Source organism: Nocardioides sp. GCM10023255 (assembly GCF_042653125.1).
GTDB lineage: Bacteria > Actinomycetota > Actinomycetes > Propionibacteriales > Nocardioidaceae > Nocardioides.
Window position 1 is genome coordinate 392,739 of the sequence record NZ_JBHSHU010000001.1, and the last position, 14,417, is coordinate 407,155.

A 14,417-nucleotide genomic window follows, 5' to 3' on the forward strand; every position below is an offset into this window, starting at 1 on the left:
TACGACGTCACCGGGTCAGGCTGACCACCTTGCCCAGCCGGGCCAGCTTGGCGGGGTTGCGGACCCAGTAGATGCCGGTCACCAGGCCGTCCTCGACCAACAGCGAGCCGATCGAGTCCAGCTCCCCGTCGAGGAGGACCCGCAGCGCCGGGGCACCGTTGACGACGACCACGTCGGCCTGCGCACCCTCCTGCGGCGTGACCCCGTCGAGGAACCGGATGACCTTGTCCCGCCCGAGGATCGGCCGCAGCGCGGCCTTCTTGAAGCCACCCCCGTCGGTGACGAGCACGACGTCCGGTGCCAGCACGTCCATCAGGCTCGTGATGTCGCCGGTGCTCGCGGCGAGCAGGAACTTCCCGATCACCTCGTCGCGGAGGCTGGGCGACACGTCGGCCCGCGGACGCCTCTCCTCGATGTGGGCGCGGGCCCGGTGCGCGATCTGGCGCACCGCGGCCGGCGACTTGTCCACGGCCGCCGCGATCTCGTCGTAGCCCAGGTCGAAGGCCTCGCGCAGCACGAACACGGCCCGCTCGGTCGGCGCGAGCGTCTCGAGCACCACCAGCATCGCCGTGGACACGCTGTCGGCGAGCTCCACGTCCTCGGCCACGTCGGGGGAGGTGAGCAGCGGCTCGGGCAACCACGGCCCGACGTACTCCTCGCGGCGCCGCTGGAGGGTGCGCAGCCGGTTGAGGCTCAGCCTCGTGACGACCCGGACCAGGTAGGCACGCTCGTCACGCACCGTGCCGTGGTCGACCTCGGCCCAGCGCAGCCAGGTCTCCTGCAGCACGTCCTCGGCGTCCGCGGCGGAGCCGAGCATCTCGTAGGAGACGGTGAACAGCAGATTGCGGTGGGCGACGAACGCCTCGGTCGCACGGGTCATCACGCCGCTCATCCTGCCGTCGCCCCCGTCGGGCGGGCCAACGGAATCTCGCACACGTCGGAGTAGCCCTGGCTCTGCAGCCCGGCGGCCGAGTTGAAGCGGGAGCGCATGTTCTCCAGCGCGACCATCTGGGTCAGCTCCACGACGGCCGCGGCGCCGAGCCGGTCGACCAGGCCGGCGACCATCTCGTCGGTGACGGTGGGCGGGGTGACGCTCATCGCCTCGGCGTACTCGAGGACGTCGCGCTCCAGCGGGGTGAAGACGTCGGACTCGCGCCAGCGCGGCACCTCGCGCACCTTGGCGAGGTCGAGGCCGTCGTTGCGGGCCATGAAGTAGCCGAAGTCCAGGCACCAGCTGCAGCCGATGACCCCGGCGCTCGCCAGCTGGGCGTAGGACTTGAGGTCCTCGTCGAGGGCGTGCCACTTCGCCACCTTCCCCTCGAAGCCGAACACCGCCTTCAGCAGCTGCTTGTGGTGGAAGTAGACGTAGGCGTTGTCGGGGACCTGGCCCCAGGTGCGACGGGCGTAGGCGGCCATGACCTTGCCGTAGGCGCCGGAGATGGTGGCCTTCGGGATGCGGAACGTGCTGGGCACGGTGCCCTCCTCGAGTGAGTCGTGTTCGTCTGTCGGCATGGAGACACCGGCCGGGGCGCGCGTGTGACAACCTCGGCCCCATGTCTGCCCGACGGTCCCCCAGCCGCCGCCACGAGCTCCTCGCCTGGGCGGTCCCCCGGGTCCGCGGGTCGCGCGACCTCGACACCGAGGACGCCGAGCGGGCGCGCCTCGAGCGCTGGCACGACGGCCTCACCCGGGCGCTCCCGACCCGGCTCGTGCCCGGCTTCCACCGCCGCTTCTCGGTCGTCACCGAGACGCTGACCGGCCCGTCGGGCGAGTTCCCGGCCCACGTCCTCACCCCTCGGCACCTCGAGCCCCGCCTCACGCTCGTCTACGTGCACGGCGGCGGCTTCGTCGCCCCGCTCGACCCCTTCCACGTCCGCTACGCCGCCCGGCTGGCGCAGACGCTCGGGGCCCGGGTGGTGCTGCCGGACTACCCGCTGGCGCCCGAGCACTCCTGGCGGGACTCGCACGAGGCCGTGGCGGACCTGACCGGGCGGTGGCTGGAGGAGCCCGAGCCGGTGGTGCTCGCCGGCGACTCTGCGGGCGGCGGCTACGCGCTGGCCGTCGCGGAGACGCTGCGCGACCGGGGCGGCGCCCAGCCGTCACGGCTGCTGCTCCACTCGCCCTGGGTCGACCTGACCGCCTCCGCCCCCGAGACGGAGGCGTTCGCGGCCCGGGACACCTGGCTGTTCCTCGGCAAGATGCACGCGTACGCCGCCTGGTGGGCCGGCTCGCCCGCCGACCTCGGCCGCCACGAGGTCTCGCCCGCGCTCGCCGACCTGGACGGGCTGCCGCCGGCGCTGATGTTCTGCGGCACACGGGACCTGCTCGCGCCGGGTTGCCGGCTGCTCGCCTCGCGGGCCGCCGCGTCGACCTGGGACCTGACCTACGTGGAGGAGCCGGACCTGATCCACGTCTACCCGCTGCTCCCCCTGCTGCCCGAGGCCCGCCGGGCCTGGCACCGCACGGTGGAGTTCCTCTCGTGAGGGTCGCCGCGGTCCCCTTCGAGGCGCTCGACGCCCGCACGGCGTACGACGTCTGGCGGTTGCGGCAGGCGGTCTTCGTCGTCGAGCAGGAGTGCCCCTACCCCGACCTCGACGGGCGCGACCCCGAGCCGGGCACCCGGCACGTGCTGCTGGACGACGAGGACACGCTGCTCGGCTACGCGCGGGTGCTCGACGACGGCGACGTGTGGCGCATCGGCCGGGTCGTGCTCGACCCGGCCGCCCGCGGTCGTGGCCTCGCCGACCACCTGGTGAGCACGGCGCTCCAGGTCTGCCCGGACCGCGACGTCGTGCTCGACGCCCAGTCACCGCTGGCGGGCTGGTACGCGTCGTTCGGGTTCGAGGTCGACGGTCCGGAGTTCGTCGAGGACGGCATCCCGCACGTGCCGATGCGCCGGGTCAGCCGGCCGCGGTGAACACGACGACCCCGTCGGTGTCCGCACGGCTGGCCTGACCGCGCGCCACGAGCAGCTCGAGGTGGGCCTTGGTCTCCAGGCTGGCGAGCGCCGCGTTGAAGGTGTCGAGGTCGGCGAGCCGGTGCTCGTGACGGGTCCACGGGAGCTCGCCGGCGACGTCGTACGCCGTGGCCGGGCCACCGCCGAGGACCTCGAGGCAGTGGGCCAGCCGCTCCTCGTGGTGGTCGAGCAGCTGGTCCACCCGTGCGTGCGAGGACGGCGCGACCGGCCCGTGCGCCGGCAGCAGCGTCAGGTCGGGGAGGTCGCGCACCTTGGCCAGCGAGCCCATGAAGTCGCGCAGCGGCTGGCGGACCGGGACCGGCTCGAAGCCGATGGACGGGGTGATCGTCGGCAGCACGTGGTCGCCCGCGAACAGCAGCCCCGCGGCCCGCTCGGCGAAGACGTAGTGCCCCTGCGTGTGCCCCGGCGTGTGCACGGCGTCGAGGGTCCGGTCGCCGACCTCGATCGCGTGGTCGCCCTCCAGCCAGGAGTCGGGGTAGCCCCAGGTGCCCAGGTCGGGCACCCGGCCGTCGGTGAAGCGCTGCCACTCCTCGGCGATGCGGTGCGCGCCGGTCGAGCGCAGCACGAGCAGCGTGGGGTCGTCGGTCGACTCGTCGGCGCCGTGCAGCAGGTCCAGCGTGGGCTTGTCACCGAGCCCGAGGCTGACGTGGGCGCCGACCTCCCGCCCGAGCACCGCGGCCAGCGTGTAGTGGTCGCGGTGCACGTGGGTGACCAGGAAGCGGGTGATGTCGGCGAAGGAGGACCCGATCTCGCCGAGCGACTTCTCCAGCAGGGTGCGGCCCTCGTCGATGGCCCAGCCGCCGTCGACCAGCGTCAGCCCGTGACCGGTGTCGATGACGTACACGTTGACCGCGCGCAGCCCGTCGGTGGGCAGCGGCAGCGGGATCCGGTGCACCTGCTCGGCCACCTGCCAGGCGCCCGGCTCGGTCCAGTGCCGACCGGAGTCGGGCGAGACGGCGTGGGCGGTGCTGGTCGTGGAGCTCACCCCTCGACCCTAGGGGGCGAGTCGCAGCCCCCGCGGGCGGGCGGAGGTCTACGGTGAGGCTCCACAAGACGTGACCAAGGGGGCGGACTCGGGTGAGCACCGACGTGACGACGCTGGGACCGATCAGCGCGATCAGCCTGTTCGTGGCGGACGTGCCGGAGGCCAAGAGGTTCTACCAGGACGTGTTCGGCGTCCCGGTGGTCTTCGAGGACGAGGTGTCGGTCGCGCTGAGGTTCGACAACCTGGTCGTCAACCTGCTGCACGACACAGCGGCGTCGGAGCTCGTCGAGCCGGCGCCGGTGGCGGCACCGGACGCGGGCTCACGCTTCCAGCTGAGCATCTGGGTCCCGGACGTCGATGCCGTCTGCGCCGACCTGCGTGAGCGGGGCGTCACGCTCCTGGTCGGCCCGGTGGACCGGCCGTGGGGGATGCGCGTCGCCACCTTCACCGACCCTGCCGGCCACAGCTGGGAGGTCGCGCAGGGGATCGAGGCCTCGTGAGCACGTCCGACCCGGTCGGTCCCGAGACCGAGCTGCTGCTGGCCCACCTGCGCTCGCAGCGACGACACGTGCTCGGCATCCTCGACGGGCTGGACGACGAGGCGCTGCGCCGGCCGGTGCTCCCCAGCGGCTGGTCGTGCCTCGGTCTGGTCCGCCACCTGGCGCTCGACGACGAGCGGTTCTGGTTCCGCGGCGTCGTGGCGGGCCAGCAGGCGGTGATCGACGAGGTCGCCACGGCCACGCAGAGCGCGTGGCAGGTCGGGCCCGAGGAGTCGGCGGAGGACGTCCTCGCGCTCTACCGCGAGGAGGCCGCCCTGACGGACGCGATCGTCGAGGCCACCCCCCTGGACTCCGCGCCCGCCTGGTGGCCGGACTTCTTCGGCGGCTTCCGCATGGAGAGCCTGCGCGAGGTGCTGATGCACGTGATCACCGAGACCGCCACCCACGCGGGCCACCTCGACGCGGCCAGGGAGCTGATCGACGGGCGGACCTGGCTGGTCCTCCCGGACTGACCCCTAGCGGCCCGCGCGCTCCGGCTCCGGCTCCTGCTGCTTCTGCCGGCGCAGCCAGAACAGCCCGGCGATCGGCAGCACCGCCGGGAAGAAGCCGTAACCGACGCCGTAGTCGGACCACACCGAGGCGTCGGGGAACCAGTCCCGCTCGACGAGGCTCAACGTGCCGACGGTGAGCACCCCGCCGAGCTCGACCCAGAGCATCACGCTGGCGAAGCCGGTGTGGCCGACCGAGGCGCGGCGGATCGCGAACCAGCCGAGCGCGTAGGTCACCGCCGCTGCGGCGGAGAGCCAGTAGGCGACCGGGGCGTCGTCGTACTGCGTCAGGAGCTGGACCGCGGCACGTGCGCCGGCGGCGAGGGTGAAGAGCGCGTAGAACGCGAGCAGCACCTTGTGGGGGCCGCTGCGAGGAGTGTCGGTCACGGGTCTCCTGTCCGGTCAGACGGTCATCTGGAGGCGTACGGCGACCACGGTCACCGCCAGCGCTGCCACGGTCACGACCCCGGTGGCCCAGGTGCCGCGGTCGTCGGCGACGGACTGCATCGCGATCGGCAGGATGCAGACGGCGGCGACCAGGTAGCCCACGTTCGGGCCGAGCTCGTCGGGCCGGTCGCCCTTCAGCATCGTCCCCAGGCCGGCCACCGCACGGACCGCCATGACCAGCTCGAGCGCCCACACCATGTGGTCGAGCCAGGCCGGCCGCGGGACCCGGCGCAGGGTGATGACGAGGGCGACCAGCGTGACGACGCCGGCGTACCCCGCCGCGACCACGGTGAGCTGGCCGAGCGGGGTGTCGAGAGCGGACTGCATGGGACCATCATCGCCGTCCCCCTCCTGACCCCGGAGACCGCCATGACCCTCACGACCGTCGTCGACCGGCTGCGCGCCGCCGGCTGCGTGTTCGCCGAGGAGGAGGCCGCGCTCCTCGAGGAGACGGCGGCCTCTCCCGGCGACCTCGAGCGGATGGTCGGCGAGCGGGTCGCTGGGCGGCCGCTGGAGGTCGTGCTCGGCTGGGCGGAGTTCTGCGGGCTGCGCATCGTCGTCGAGGCGGGTGTCTTCGTGCCACGACGGCGCACCGGGCTGATGGCCCGGCGGGCGGCCGCCCTGGCTCGCCCGGGCTCCGTCGTCGTGGACCTGTGCTGCGGAACCGGCGCGGTGGGCCGGGTCGTGCTCGACGCCCTCCCGTCCGCGGAGGTGTACGCCGCCGACCTCGACCCTGCCGCGGTCGCCTGCGCGCGCCGCAACCTGCCCCCCGACCGGGTCCTCGAGGGCGACCTGTACGCCGCACTCCCGCCCGGGTTGCTGGGGCGCGTCGACGTGCTGGCGTGCAACGCGCCCTACGTCCCCACCGACGCGGTGGCGCTGATGCCGCCCGAGGCGCGCGAGCACGAGCACCTCGTGGCCCTCGACGGCGGCCCGGACGGCCTGGACGTGCAGCGCCGCGTGGTGGGCGGGGCGCCGGAGTGGCTGGCGCCGGGCGGGCGCCTGCTCGTCGAGAGCAGCGTCGCTCAGGCCCCGGTCACGGCGGGGCTGATGCAGGCGGCCGGCCTGGTGCCTGAGGTGGTCCACGACGAGGAGCTCGGCAGCACCCTGGTGGTCGGCACCCTGGACACGGGCGGCCCCGTCACGGGCACAGGGCCGGCGCCTGGTCGGCCGCGCTGAGCTCGTCGAGGAGCCGCCGGTTGAGGTCGAAGGCGTGCCGGACCTCCTCGACCACCTCGACCCGCTCGGCCGGGTCGACCGGGAGCGCGTCGAGCTGGGCGCGGTAGGCCCGCTTGTAGGCCACGGGCTTGGCGATGTCCGCGAAGTCGTAGAACGCCAACCCGCCGTCTGCGAGCCCGGGGTGGCTCCGGCGCAGGGCCTGCGCGAGCATGCGCCCGCCCGAGAGGTCCCCCAGGTACCGCGTGTAGTGGTGCGCCACCAGCAGGTGCGGGCGCTCTCCGGCGAGCTCGATCCGCACCCGGTAGGCCGCGGCCGCCGGCGAGGTCGTCCGCGGGGAGGCGGGTCCCGGGCACGCAGCCGACCAGTGCGCCAGGTCCCGCTCCAGCGCGTCGCTGCGGCACAGCGACGCGTCGTGCACCGCGGACACCGCGGGGTGGGCGCGGTGGGCGCCGACCGCCCGCTCGAGCGCGGTGTAGACGACCTGCAGGCGGCGCAGGTACGCGGCGTACCGCTCGGGATCCATCCGCCCGGCCATCAGGTCGGCCACGAAGCCGGCCGCCTCGGCCCGCTCGTGGTCGGCCCGCGAGCCCTCGCGCATCGCGATCGAGAGCGGGGTCGGATCCTCCGCTGGGAGCACGCGCTTGCCTTCCGTTGGTGAGGTCCCACGCTATGCCACGAGGATCGCGGTTATCCTCGTTGGTGTGGATGACGTGTCGTACTCCTCCAGCTTCGACGAGGGCTCCTCGACGCTCACCGTGACCGGTGAGATCGACGAGGCCGCGGGCGTGGTGCTCCGCGAGGAGATCTCGAAGTACTCCCGCGAGTTCTCGCGCGGGCTGCGGATCGACCTGAGCGGTGTCGACTACTTCCCCAGCCTCGCCGTGGGGGTCCTCGCGACGGCCCGCCGCAAGGCCGCGCAGGCGGGTGTGGGTCTCGGCCTGCTGGCTGCCGAGGGCACCGTGGCGCAGCGCGTGCTCACGATCTGCCAGCTCGAGCACGAGACGGTCTGACCCGGTCCACACCATGACGGACGCGGGGGCGGTCAGCACGGGCTTCGGGTCCACGGCCGAGGTGCACGAGCTGCCGTTCTCGCGCGACAGCAACCGGCGCGCCCGCTCACTCCTCAAGGACTTCCTGGGCCGCCAGACCCTGCCCTCCGAGGCAGCCATGGACGCCGCCATCGTGATCGGCGAGCTCGTCGCCAACGGGCTGGACCACGGTCGCCCCGACCTGCACCGGGGGCTCGAGGTCTCCTGGCAGCTCGACGGCGCCACGCTGCGGCTCAGCGTCCTCGACGGCGGCGGGTCGACCACGCCGCACGTGATGCCCCCGGACCTCGACGCCCCACGCGGGCGAGGACTGGCCATGGTGCAGGCGCTGTCGACGTCCTGGTGGTTCGACCGCGAGGGCGGCACCCGGGTCACCGCCGTCCTGGCCTGGCGCTGACCGCCCGCAGGGGCGCGGGTCAGGCGGGCACGTCGGCGTCCGGCGGGTCCCGGTCGTCGTCGGCGGACTCGCGGTAGGGCAGAGCGCAGACGTGCAGCACCCGCTGGGCGACGCTGCCCCGCCGGGCCACCAGCTCGATCTCGGCCCCGGCGCGCTGGGCCGCGCCGAGGGCCCGGGTCAGCACCCCGACCGCCACGCTCGGCAGGTAGTCGGCGGCGCTGAGGTCCACCACCAGCGCGGTCCCCGGCGTCGTCCCGTGCTCGGCGAGCAGGTTGCGCAGGGTGATGATGCCGTAGTCGTCCACGTCGCCCCGGACCACGAGGGTCCGGTCGACGAGCTCTGCCTCGAAGGTCCGGTCAAGCACGGGCCCCACCCTAGGCAACGAGCGCCGGCGATGTTCCACCGGAAGGGGTGAAGTGAGTGGGCACTCGCGACGGCCTCCCCGGGATAGTGTTGCCGGAACCGGCCAACCCTGCCGGGACTCACGCTACGGAAGGTTCCATGGTCTCGACCTCGGGTTCGCAGCACACACCGGCCTACGGCCCCGTCGACCTGGCCAGCTGTGAGGACGAGCCGATCCACGTCCCGGGCGCGATCCAGCCCCACGGCGTGCTGCTCGCGGTCGATCCCACCTCGCTCGAGGTGGCCGTCGCATCGGCCAACTGCGAGCAGCAGACCGGCGTGCTGCTCGCGGACGCGGTCGGGAGCCCGCTCGCGGCCTTCATCGGCGAGGACGCCGCCGAGCAGGTACGCCGGCGCACGATCGAGCAGACCTTCCGCGAGCCGCTGATCGTCCGGCTGCCCGCGTCCGTCCGCGGCGACCTGGGCGGGCGAGAGGTGGACATCAGCCTGCACCTGTCCGGGAGCAGGCTGGTCGTCGAGCTCGAGACGCTCGGCCGGCCGCGCTCGGTCATGCTCAGCTACCAGTCCGCCCGCGGCGCGATGGCCCGGCTGGCGGAGGAGACGACCGTGCTGGGCCTGGCCGCCCAGCTGGCCCGCGAGGTCGCCGCCCTGACGCTGTTCGACCGGGTCATGGTCTACCGCTTCGACCGGGACTGGAACGGCGAGGTCATCGCCGAGGAGCGACGCGCCGACCTGAACCCCTTCCTGGGGCTGCACTACCCCGCGACCGACATCCCGGCGCAGGCCCGGCGGCTGTACACCGTCAACTGGACCCGGCTCATCGCCGACGTGGACTACGTCCCGGTGCCGCTCGTGCCCGTCCTCGACCCGGCCTCGGCCGCCCCGCTTGACCTGTCGCACTCCACGTTGCGCAGCGTGTCACCGATCCACCTCGAGTACCTCCACAACATGGGCGTGACGTCCTCGATGTCGATCTCGCTGGTCATCGACGGCGAGCTGTGGGGCCTCATCGCCTGCCACCACTACTCCGGGCCGCACCGGCCGAGCCAGGACGCCCGCGCCGCGGCGGAGTTCCTCGGCCAGGTCGCCTCGCAGCAGGTCGCCGAGCGGCAGCGCTCCGACGCCCGCGAGGAGGTGCTGCGGACACGGTCCATGCTCAGCCGGATCGTCGGCCGGGTGGCGGCCACCTCGGGCTCCACGCTGGAAGCCCTGCTCGACGACCCGGAGCTCCTGGAGCTGATGGGGGCCGACGGCGTCGCGCTGTCCTACGACGGGACCCTGCGCACGGTCGGCGAGGTGCCGCCGCTGGAGGCGCTGCCCGTCGTCGCCCACGCACTGCTCGGCCCCGAGGACGGGTCGGTCGGGCACACCGACCGGCTGGGCGAGCTGGACGCGCGGCTGGCGGCGTACGACGGCCCGGCCGCGGGTGCGCTCGCGATCGGGACCCTGCCCGACCGGTGGATCGTCTGGTTCCGTCCCGAGCTCCAGCAGACCGTGGACTGGGGCGGCGACCCGCACAACAAGGAGGTCGCGGCGGCCGAGGACACCTCGGTGCGCCTCTCCCCCCGCAAGTCCTTCGAGAAGTGGCGCGAGGTCGTGCGTGGCCGCAGCCGCCCCTGGGTCGAGGAGGACGAGGAGGCCGCCCACGACCTGCGCAGCCGCATCAACGGCCTCCTGCTCAAGCGCTCCCGCGACCAGATCGAGGTCGCGGAGTCCCTCCAGCGCAGCGTCCTCGCGGACGGCGCGCCCCGGCTCGAGGGCCTCGAGGTCGCGGTCCGGTACGCCTCCGCCGCGTCCTACCAGCTCGGCGGCGACTGGTGGGACTGCATGGAGCTGGACGGCGACCGGGTGGCGTTCGTGATCGGCGACGTCGCCGGGCACGGCGTCTCGGCGGTGGCCGCGATGACCCAGGTCCGGGCCGCGCTGCGCGCCTACCTGTTCGCCGGCCACGACACCGGCCAGAGCCTCGACCAGCTGGACCTGTTCATGTCGGCCCTGCTCGGCGAGCAGATCGCCTCGGCGCAGATCGTGGTGGTCGACCGCGCTGCGCGCCGCCTCGAGGTCGCCAGCGCCGGCCACCCGCCGCCGCTGCTCCTGCCTCCCGACCCGGCCGCCCCGCTGCACCCGGTCGCACGTCCGGTCCTGGGGCTCGGCGCGGGGACCGCGGTCGTCACGTCGGTCGACGTGCCCGCCGGCACCACCCTGCTCATGTTCACCGACGGGCTGGTGGAGCGTCGCGGCACCGACCTCTTCGACAGCCTGGACCTGCTCTCGCGCACCGCGGGCGACGGGCCCGGCGGCCAGGACCTCGACCTGTGGGTCGACCAGGTGCTCGCCGACATGCCCGCCCAGGGCGACGACGACACCACCGTCCTGGCCCTGACCGTCCTGTGAGGTGCCGGTGCTCGACGAGCTGACCACCACGCCGTCGACCGCCTTCCAGGTCGTGGTCGCCACGGTCGTCGTCTACCTCGTGTTCCTGCTGCTCCTGCGGCTGACCGGCCACCGGACCCTGGCCACCCTGTCGCTGCCCGACGTCGCCTGCGTGATGGCGCTGGGTGCGGTCGTGGGCCGCACCGCGCTGCTGGCGGAGCCGACGCTCGTCACCGGGCTGCTGGCGCTGGTGACCCTGCTCCTCCTGCAGTGGCTGATGACGCGGCTGCAGCGGCGGGGGCCCTGGCGGGACCGGCTGCACCGCTCCCCCGTGGTGCTCGTGCGCGACGGCCAGCTGCTGCCCGCGGCGCTGTGGCGCGCCCGGGTCCACGAGGACGACCTGCGCCAGGCGCTGCGCGCCGCCGGCGTGGCCACCCTCGCCGAGGTGGCGTACGCCGTGCTCGAGCCGACCGGCCGGATCAGCGTGCTGCGCGGCCCGGTGGACGCGTGGCTCACCGCGGACCTGACCGTGGACTCACGACCCACGACCGGGTCGTCCTAGAATGGCGACGTAGAGGGTTTCACGCGTCTTGGAGGTGGGTTCGGCGCGTCGTACTGACGCACCCGAAAGGCCCGCCCCGTGTCACCGCTCTCCTCCTACCGCCGCCTGCTCGACCTCACCGGCCCGGCGTACGTCCTCATCAGCTTCCTCGGCCGGCTGCCGCTGGCGATGAGCCAGCTCGGGACGCTGCTGCTGGTCTCGACCGCCACCGGGCAGTACGCGCTCGGCGGTCTCGCCGCCGGCGCCCTCGCGATCACCAGCGCCGTGGGCGCGCCCCTCGCCGGAGCCCTCGCCGACCGGGTCGGGCAGCGACCGGTCGTCCTGGCCCAGTCGCTGGCGGGCGGCGGCGCGCTGGCCCTGCTCGTGCTGCTGGTCCACCTCGACGCCCAGGCCGCGGCCCTGATCGGAGCGGCCGGCCTGGCTGGACTGGCGCTGCCGCAGATCGGGCCCCTGGCCCGCGTGCGCTGGCGTCCGATCACCGCCGGGACCGGCGCGCACCAGCGCCGTCTCGTCGACGCAGCCTTCTCCTACGAGGGTGCTGCCGACGAGGCATCGTTCGCGGTCGGTCCGGCGCTCGTCGGCGTCGGGGCGGTCGTGGTCTCGCCGTCCGGCGCGCTCCTGCTCGCAGCGCTGCTGCTGGCCGTCTTCGGCTCGGCCTTCGCGCTGCACCCGACCGCCCGGCTCGCGGCCGAGAGCGCCCGCACCCTCGCCACCGGCCGGTTGCTGACCCTGGCGTTCGCGGTGCTGGCCCTCGCCCAGCTGGCGATCGGCGCGCTCTTCGGGGCTACCCAGACCGGCGCGACCGTGCTGGCGACGGCCGCCGGCCAGCCCGGAGCCGCCGGCCTGGTGCACGCGATGCTCGGGGTCGGGAGCGCTGCCGCGGGCCTGGCCACGGCGTTCGTCCCGGAGCGGATCGGGCAGGAGACCCGGGTGCTCGTCGCCGCGGGCGCCCTGTTCCTCCTCTCGCTGCCCCTGCTCGTCGCCGACGGGTTGACCTCGCTCACGATCACCGTCTTCGCGCTCGGCTTCGCGGTGGCGCCGTACATGATCGGCGTCTTCACGCTGGGCGAGCGGATCGTGCCGCCGGGCCGGGTCGGCACCGCCATGACGCTGCTGGCCAGTGCCACCGGGCTGGGCTACGCGCTGGGCTCCAGCGTCGCCGGCCGTCTGGCCGACCACCACGGCCACACGGCGGCGTTCGCGGTCACGGTGACCGTCACCGCCGTCGCCGTGCTCCTGGCGGCGAGCCAGCGCTCCCGCCTACGACGCGCGGCTGCCGGGCACCCGCGGCAGCACCCCTCCGAGGGGGCACCGACCGACCTCGGTGGCGGGCGCCCCGGGGCGACCGAGACAATCGCTGTATGAGCCAACCCGAAACACCCGTCACCACGCCCGCCATCGTCGCGCTCGGCACCCCTGTGGGCGAGGACACCCGCGCGGTCGTCAGTGCCCTGACCGAGCTGCTGGTCGCCGACGGACGGGTGGGCGACGCCGACGCCTTCGTCGAGTCCGTGATGGCGCGCGAGGCGCTCGCCTCGACCGCGCTCCCGGGTGGCTTCGCCATCCCGCACGCCCGCACGCCCGCGGTCGCCCAGCTGTCCGTCGCGGTCGCCCGCCTCCCCCGCCCCGTCGCCCTCGAGGCCGACGGCCCGGCGGTCGGGGTCGTGCTGCTCATCGCCGCTCCGGACGACGACCCCCAGGGCTACCTGGCGGTCCTGTCGCAGCTGGCCGGTGCCTGCGTGAAGTCCAGCTTCCGCTCCGCCGTGCGCGACGCCGAGTCCCCCGAGGAGCTCGCCGCGCTCGTGAGCGGCGCACTCGGCCGCCGCTGACGCTCAGGCGCTGATGACCGCACCCCGCCGGGCGACCTCGCTCGCCTCGGCCACCGTCGACCGTCGGCGGGGCAGCTCGAAGAGGGCACCCAGCCCGGAGCGGACCATCAGGGCGTGGGCGGCCAGGCAGGTGGCCACGACGGCCGCCGTCAGCAGCAGCGGGTAGCCGGCCACGACCAGCGCGCCCGCGCCCCTCAGACCCACCGGGGGTGGCTCGACGAGGTGGTGGGCCACCGCCAGCACCGGCACGTGCAGCACGTAGACGGGCAGCGTCCGGCGCCCCAGGCGCGCCAGCGGACCCGCCACCGGAGGCCGGGTCGCGATCCTGGCGGCGGCGAGCACCGCCGCGGGCACGCCCAGCAGGCCCAGCAGCACGTCGGCCGCCTGCGGGGCCCGCAGCGCCGCCAGCACACCCGCCACGACGGCGTATCCCACGACCAGCGCCGGCAGCAGGGCCCGGTGCTCCAGCGCCGCGAGGCCGCGGAGGGCAGCGACGCACCGGGTGCCGACCAGGAACCAGAAGAAGTGGGCCAGCACCGAGACCCGGTTGACCTCGTCCAGCGGCAGCGCGTGCGCGGCCATCGAGCCGGCGGCCGCGACCGGCAGCAGCCACCGGGACGGGACCGGGGCCAGCAGCCGGGCGAGCACGAAGTAGGCCGAGAGCGCGTAGAGGAACCACAGCCCGGTCGAGGCGAGCACGAGGTCCGCGAGCAGCTCGCCGAGGTCCTGGGTGCGATTCATGGGCAGCGTGCGCTCGACCGAGAAGGCCACGGCCAGGAGGAGCAGCCAGACGACGTACAGGTAGTAGGGGCCGGCCGCGCGCCGCGCCGCCTGCCGCCACGGCCGGTGCACGGCTCGCGCCGCGAACATCCCGCTGATCACGAAGAACAGCGGCATCCGGACCGGCCTGAGCGCGTACGTCGCGCCCAGCCAGGCGCTGCCGAGCCGACCCAGGTCATCGGGGACCCAGGCCGCGTAGTGCTTGGTGATGACGTGGTGCAGCACCACGAGCAGGATGCACACGCCCTTGGCGAGGTCGGGCCACAGCAGCCGGACGCCGGGCGTGACGGGGGTGGGCACAGCACTCCAGGAACTCTCGGGACGGGGACCGGCGCACGCTACCCGGCGTCCTCCCGGGGACAGACGGGTGGCGGTCGCGGCGGGGCCCTGCCAGTGACCGGTGCCACGTGGGCGGCCGTTCCCACCGC

General features: G+C 74.2%; 19 protein-coding genes. 11 read left to right on the forward strand and 8 right to left on the reverse strand.

Annotated elements, in window-relative coordinates:
• Window positions 1-7: 7 nt before the first annotated feature.
• Window positions 8-880 (reverse strand): RNA polymerase sigma-70 factor, encoded by an 873-nt coding sequence (locus tag ACFO9I_RS01905; RefSeq protein ID WP_379177248.1) that lies wholly within the window; start codon window positions 878-880, stop codon window positions 8-10.
• An 8-nt stretch (window positions 881-888) separates the two neighbouring features.
• A complete protein-coding gene (locus ACFO9I_RS01910; protein ID WP_379177250.1) occupies window positions 889-1,473 on the reverse strand; it encodes a carboxymuconolactone decarboxylase family protein in 585 nt (194 codons plus the stop codon).
• Window positions 1,474-1,553: 80 nt separating this feature from the next.
• On the opposite strand from ACFO9I_RS01910, the gene ACFO9I_RS01915 reads away from it, so the two are divergent.
• Both ACFO9I_RS01915 and ACFO9I_RS01920 read left to right on the forward strand, forming a co-directional pair.
• Window positions 1,554-2,483 carry an alpha/beta hydrolase gene (locus tag ACFO9I_RS01915; protein WP_379177252.1) on the forward strand — a complete coding sequence of 310 codons (930 nt, stop codon included), beginning with the start codon at window positions 1,554-1,556 and terminating at the stop codon, window positions 2,481-2,483.
• Window positions 2,480-2,917 (forward strand): GNAT family N-acetyltransferase, encoded by a 438-nt coding sequence (locus ACFO9I_RS01920; RefSeq protein WP_379177254.1) that lies wholly within the window; start codon window positions 2,480-2,482, stop codon window positions 2,915-2,917. The genes ACFO9I_RS01915 and ACFO9I_RS01920 overlap by 4 nt, the downstream gene beginning before the upstream one ends.
• On the opposite strand, the gene ACFO9I_RS01925 is transcribed toward ACFO9I_RS01920, so the two are convergent.
• Complete coding sequence (locus tag ACFO9I_RS01925; RefSeq protein WP_379177256.1) at window positions 2,901-3,962, reverse strand: MBL fold metallo-hydrolase; 1,062 nt, start codon at window positions 3,960-3,962, stop codon at window positions 2,901-2,903. The two genes, ACFO9I_RS01920 and ACFO9I_RS01925, sit on opposite strands and share 17 nt — an antisense overlap.
• 92 nt (window positions 3,963-4,054) lie before the next feature.
• On the opposite strand from ACFO9I_RS01925, the gene ACFO9I_RS01930 reads away from it, so the two are divergent.
• Window positions 4,055-4,462 carry a VOC family protein gene (locus ACFO9I_RS01930; protein ID WP_379177258.1) on the forward strand — a complete coding sequence of 136 codons (408 nt, stop codon included), beginning with the start codon at window positions 4,055-4,057 and terminating at the stop codon, window positions 4,460-4,462.
• Window positions 4,459-4,974, forward strand: a complete 516-nt coding sequence (locus tag ACFO9I_RS01935) for a DinB family protein (protein WP_379177260.1) — start codon at window positions 4,459-4,461, stop codon at window positions 4,972-4,974. The genes ACFO9I_RS01930 and ACFO9I_RS01935 overlap by 4 nt, the downstream gene beginning before the upstream one ends.
• Window positions 4,975-4,977: 3 nt before the next feature.
• Here ACFO9I_RS01935 and ACFO9I_RS01940 read toward each other — a convergent pair whose 3' ends face one another.
• Window positions 4,978-5,397: a hypothetical protein gene (locus tag ACFO9I_RS01940; protein WP_379177262.1), complete on the reverse strand. Its 420-nt coding sequence runs from the start codon at window positions 5,395-5,397 to the stop codon at window positions 4,978-4,980.
• Window positions 5,398-5,412: 15 nt separating this feature from the next.
• Window positions 5,413-5,784 carry a hypothetical protein gene (locus ACFO9I_RS01945; protein WP_379177264.1) on the reverse strand — a complete coding sequence of 124 codons (372 nt, stop codon included), beginning with the start codon at window positions 5,782-5,784 and terminating at the stop codon, window positions 5,413-5,415.
• Between the two features lie 42 nt (window positions 5,785-5,826).
• Between ACFO9I_RS01945 and ACFO9I_RS01950 the strand changes: the two genes are divergently transcribed.
• Window positions 5,827-6,636, forward strand: a complete 810-nt coding sequence (locus ACFO9I_RS01950; RefSeq protein WP_379177265.1) for a putative protein N(5)-glutamine methyltransferase — start codon at window positions 5,827-5,829, stop codon at window positions 6,634-6,636.
• Here the strand turns inward: ACFO9I_RS01950 and ACFO9I_RS01955 are convergent.
• Window positions 6,599-7,273: a heme oxygenase (biliverdin-producing) gene (locus ACFO9I_RS01955; RefSeq protein ID WP_379177267.1), complete on the reverse strand. Its 675-nt coding sequence runs from the start codon at window positions 7,271-7,273 to the stop codon at window positions 6,599-6,601. The genes ACFO9I_RS01950 and ACFO9I_RS01955 overlap by 38 nt on opposite strands.
• Window positions 7,274-7,337: 64 nt before the next feature.
• On the opposite strand from ACFO9I_RS01955, the gene ACFO9I_RS01960 reads away from it, so the two are divergent.
• Together ACFO9I_RS01960 and ACFO9I_RS01965 are read left to right on the forward strand one after the other, a co-directional pair.
• The gene (locus ACFO9I_RS01960; RefSeq protein WP_379177269.1) at window positions 7,338-7,646 is read left to right on the forward strand and encodes an STAS domain-containing protein; all 309 of its coding nucleotides are present in this window, start codon (window positions 7,338-7,340) and stop codon (window positions 7,644-7,646) included.
• Between the two features lie 13 nt (window positions 7,647-7,659).
• A complete protein-coding gene (locus tag ACFO9I_RS01965; protein WP_379177271.1) occupies window positions 7,660-8,082 on the forward strand; it encodes an ATP-binding protein in 423 nt (140 codons plus the stop codon).
• Between the two features lie 19 nt (window positions 8,083-8,101).
• Here the strand turns inward: ACFO9I_RS01965 and ACFO9I_RS01970 are convergent, their stop codons facing one another.
• Entirely contained in the window at window positions 8,102-8,446 is a 345-nt protein-coding gene (locus tag ACFO9I_RS01970; RefSeq protein WP_379177273.1) for an STAS domain-containing protein, read from the reverse strand.
• A gap of 137 nt (window positions 8,447-8,583) precedes the next feature.
• Between ACFO9I_RS01970 and ACFO9I_RS01975 the strand changes: the two genes are divergently transcribed.
• The 4 genes from ACFO9I_RS01975 to ACFO9I_RS01990 all read left to right on the forward strand — a co-directional run bounded on the left by ACFO9I_RS01975 (window position 8,584) and on the right by ACFO9I_RS01990 (window position 13,209).
• Complete coding sequence (locus ACFO9I_RS01975; RefSeq protein WP_379177274.1) at window positions 8,584-10,839, forward strand: SpoIIE family protein phosphatase; 2,256 nt, start codon at window positions 8,584-8,586, stop codon at window positions 10,837-10,839.
• Between the two features lies 1 nt (window position 10,840).
• Window positions 10,841-11,380 (forward strand): DUF421 domain-containing protein, encoded by a 540-nt coding sequence (locus ACFO9I_RS01980; protein WP_379177276.1) that lies wholly within the window; start codon window positions 10,841-10,843, stop codon window positions 11,378-11,380.
• Window positions 11,381-11,458: 78 nt separating this feature from the next.
• A complete protein-coding gene (locus tag ACFO9I_RS01985; protein WP_379177278.1) occupies window positions 11,459-12,745 on the forward strand; it encodes an MFS transporter in 1,287 nt (428 codons plus the stop codon).
• Window positions 12,742-13,209: a PTS sugar transporter subunit IIA gene (locus tag ACFO9I_RS01990; RefSeq protein ID WP_379177279.1), complete on the forward strand. Its 468-nt coding sequence runs from the start codon at window positions 12,742-12,744 to the stop codon at window positions 13,207-13,209. Before ACFO9I_RS01985 ends, ACFO9I_RS01990 begins: the two co-directional genes overlap by 4 nt.
• Window positions 13,210-13,212: 3 nt before the next feature.
• Here ACFO9I_RS01990 and ACFO9I_RS01995 read toward each other — a convergent pair whose 3' ends face one another.
• Window positions 13,213-14,289, reverse strand: coding sequence for an acyltransferase family protein (locus ACFO9I_RS01995; RefSeq protein ID WP_379177281.1), 1,077 nt, complete (start codon window positions 14,287-14,289; stop codon window positions 13,213-13,215).
• Window positions 14,290-14,417: the final 128 nt, after the last annotated feature.

Bases quoted from the DNA above. Each gene is read 5' to 3' on its own strand.
- ACFO9I_RS01905 (WP_379177248.1), bottom strand. From the start codon at position 880: ATGACCCGTGCGACCGAGGCGTTCGTCGCCCACCGCAATCTGCTGTTC.
- ACFO9I_RS01915 (WP_379177252.1), top strand. From the start codon at position 1,554: ATGTCTGCCCGACGGTCCCCCAGCCGCCGCCACGAGCTCCTCGCCTGG.
- ACFO9I_RS01945 (WP_379177264.1), bottom strand. From the start codon at position 5,784: ATGCAGTCCGCTCTCGACACCCCGCTCGGCCAGCTCACCGTGGTCGCG.
- ACFO9I_RS01950 (WP_379177265.1), top strand. From the start codon at position 5,827: ATGACCCTCACGACCGTCGTCGACCGGCTGCGCGCCGCCGGCTGCGTG.
- ACFO9I_RS01965 (WP_379177271.1), top strand. From the start codon at position 7,660: ATGACGGACGCGGGGGCGGTCAGCACGGGCTTCGGGTCCACGGCCGAG.
- ACFO9I_RS01975 (WP_379177274.1), top strand. From the start codon at position 8,584: ATGGTCTCGACCTCGGGTTCGCAGCACACACCGGCCTACGGCCCCGTC.
- ACFO9I_RS01990 (WP_379177279.1), top strand. From the start codon at position 12,742: ATGAGCCAACCCGAAACACCCGTCACCACGCCCGCCATCGTCGCGCTC.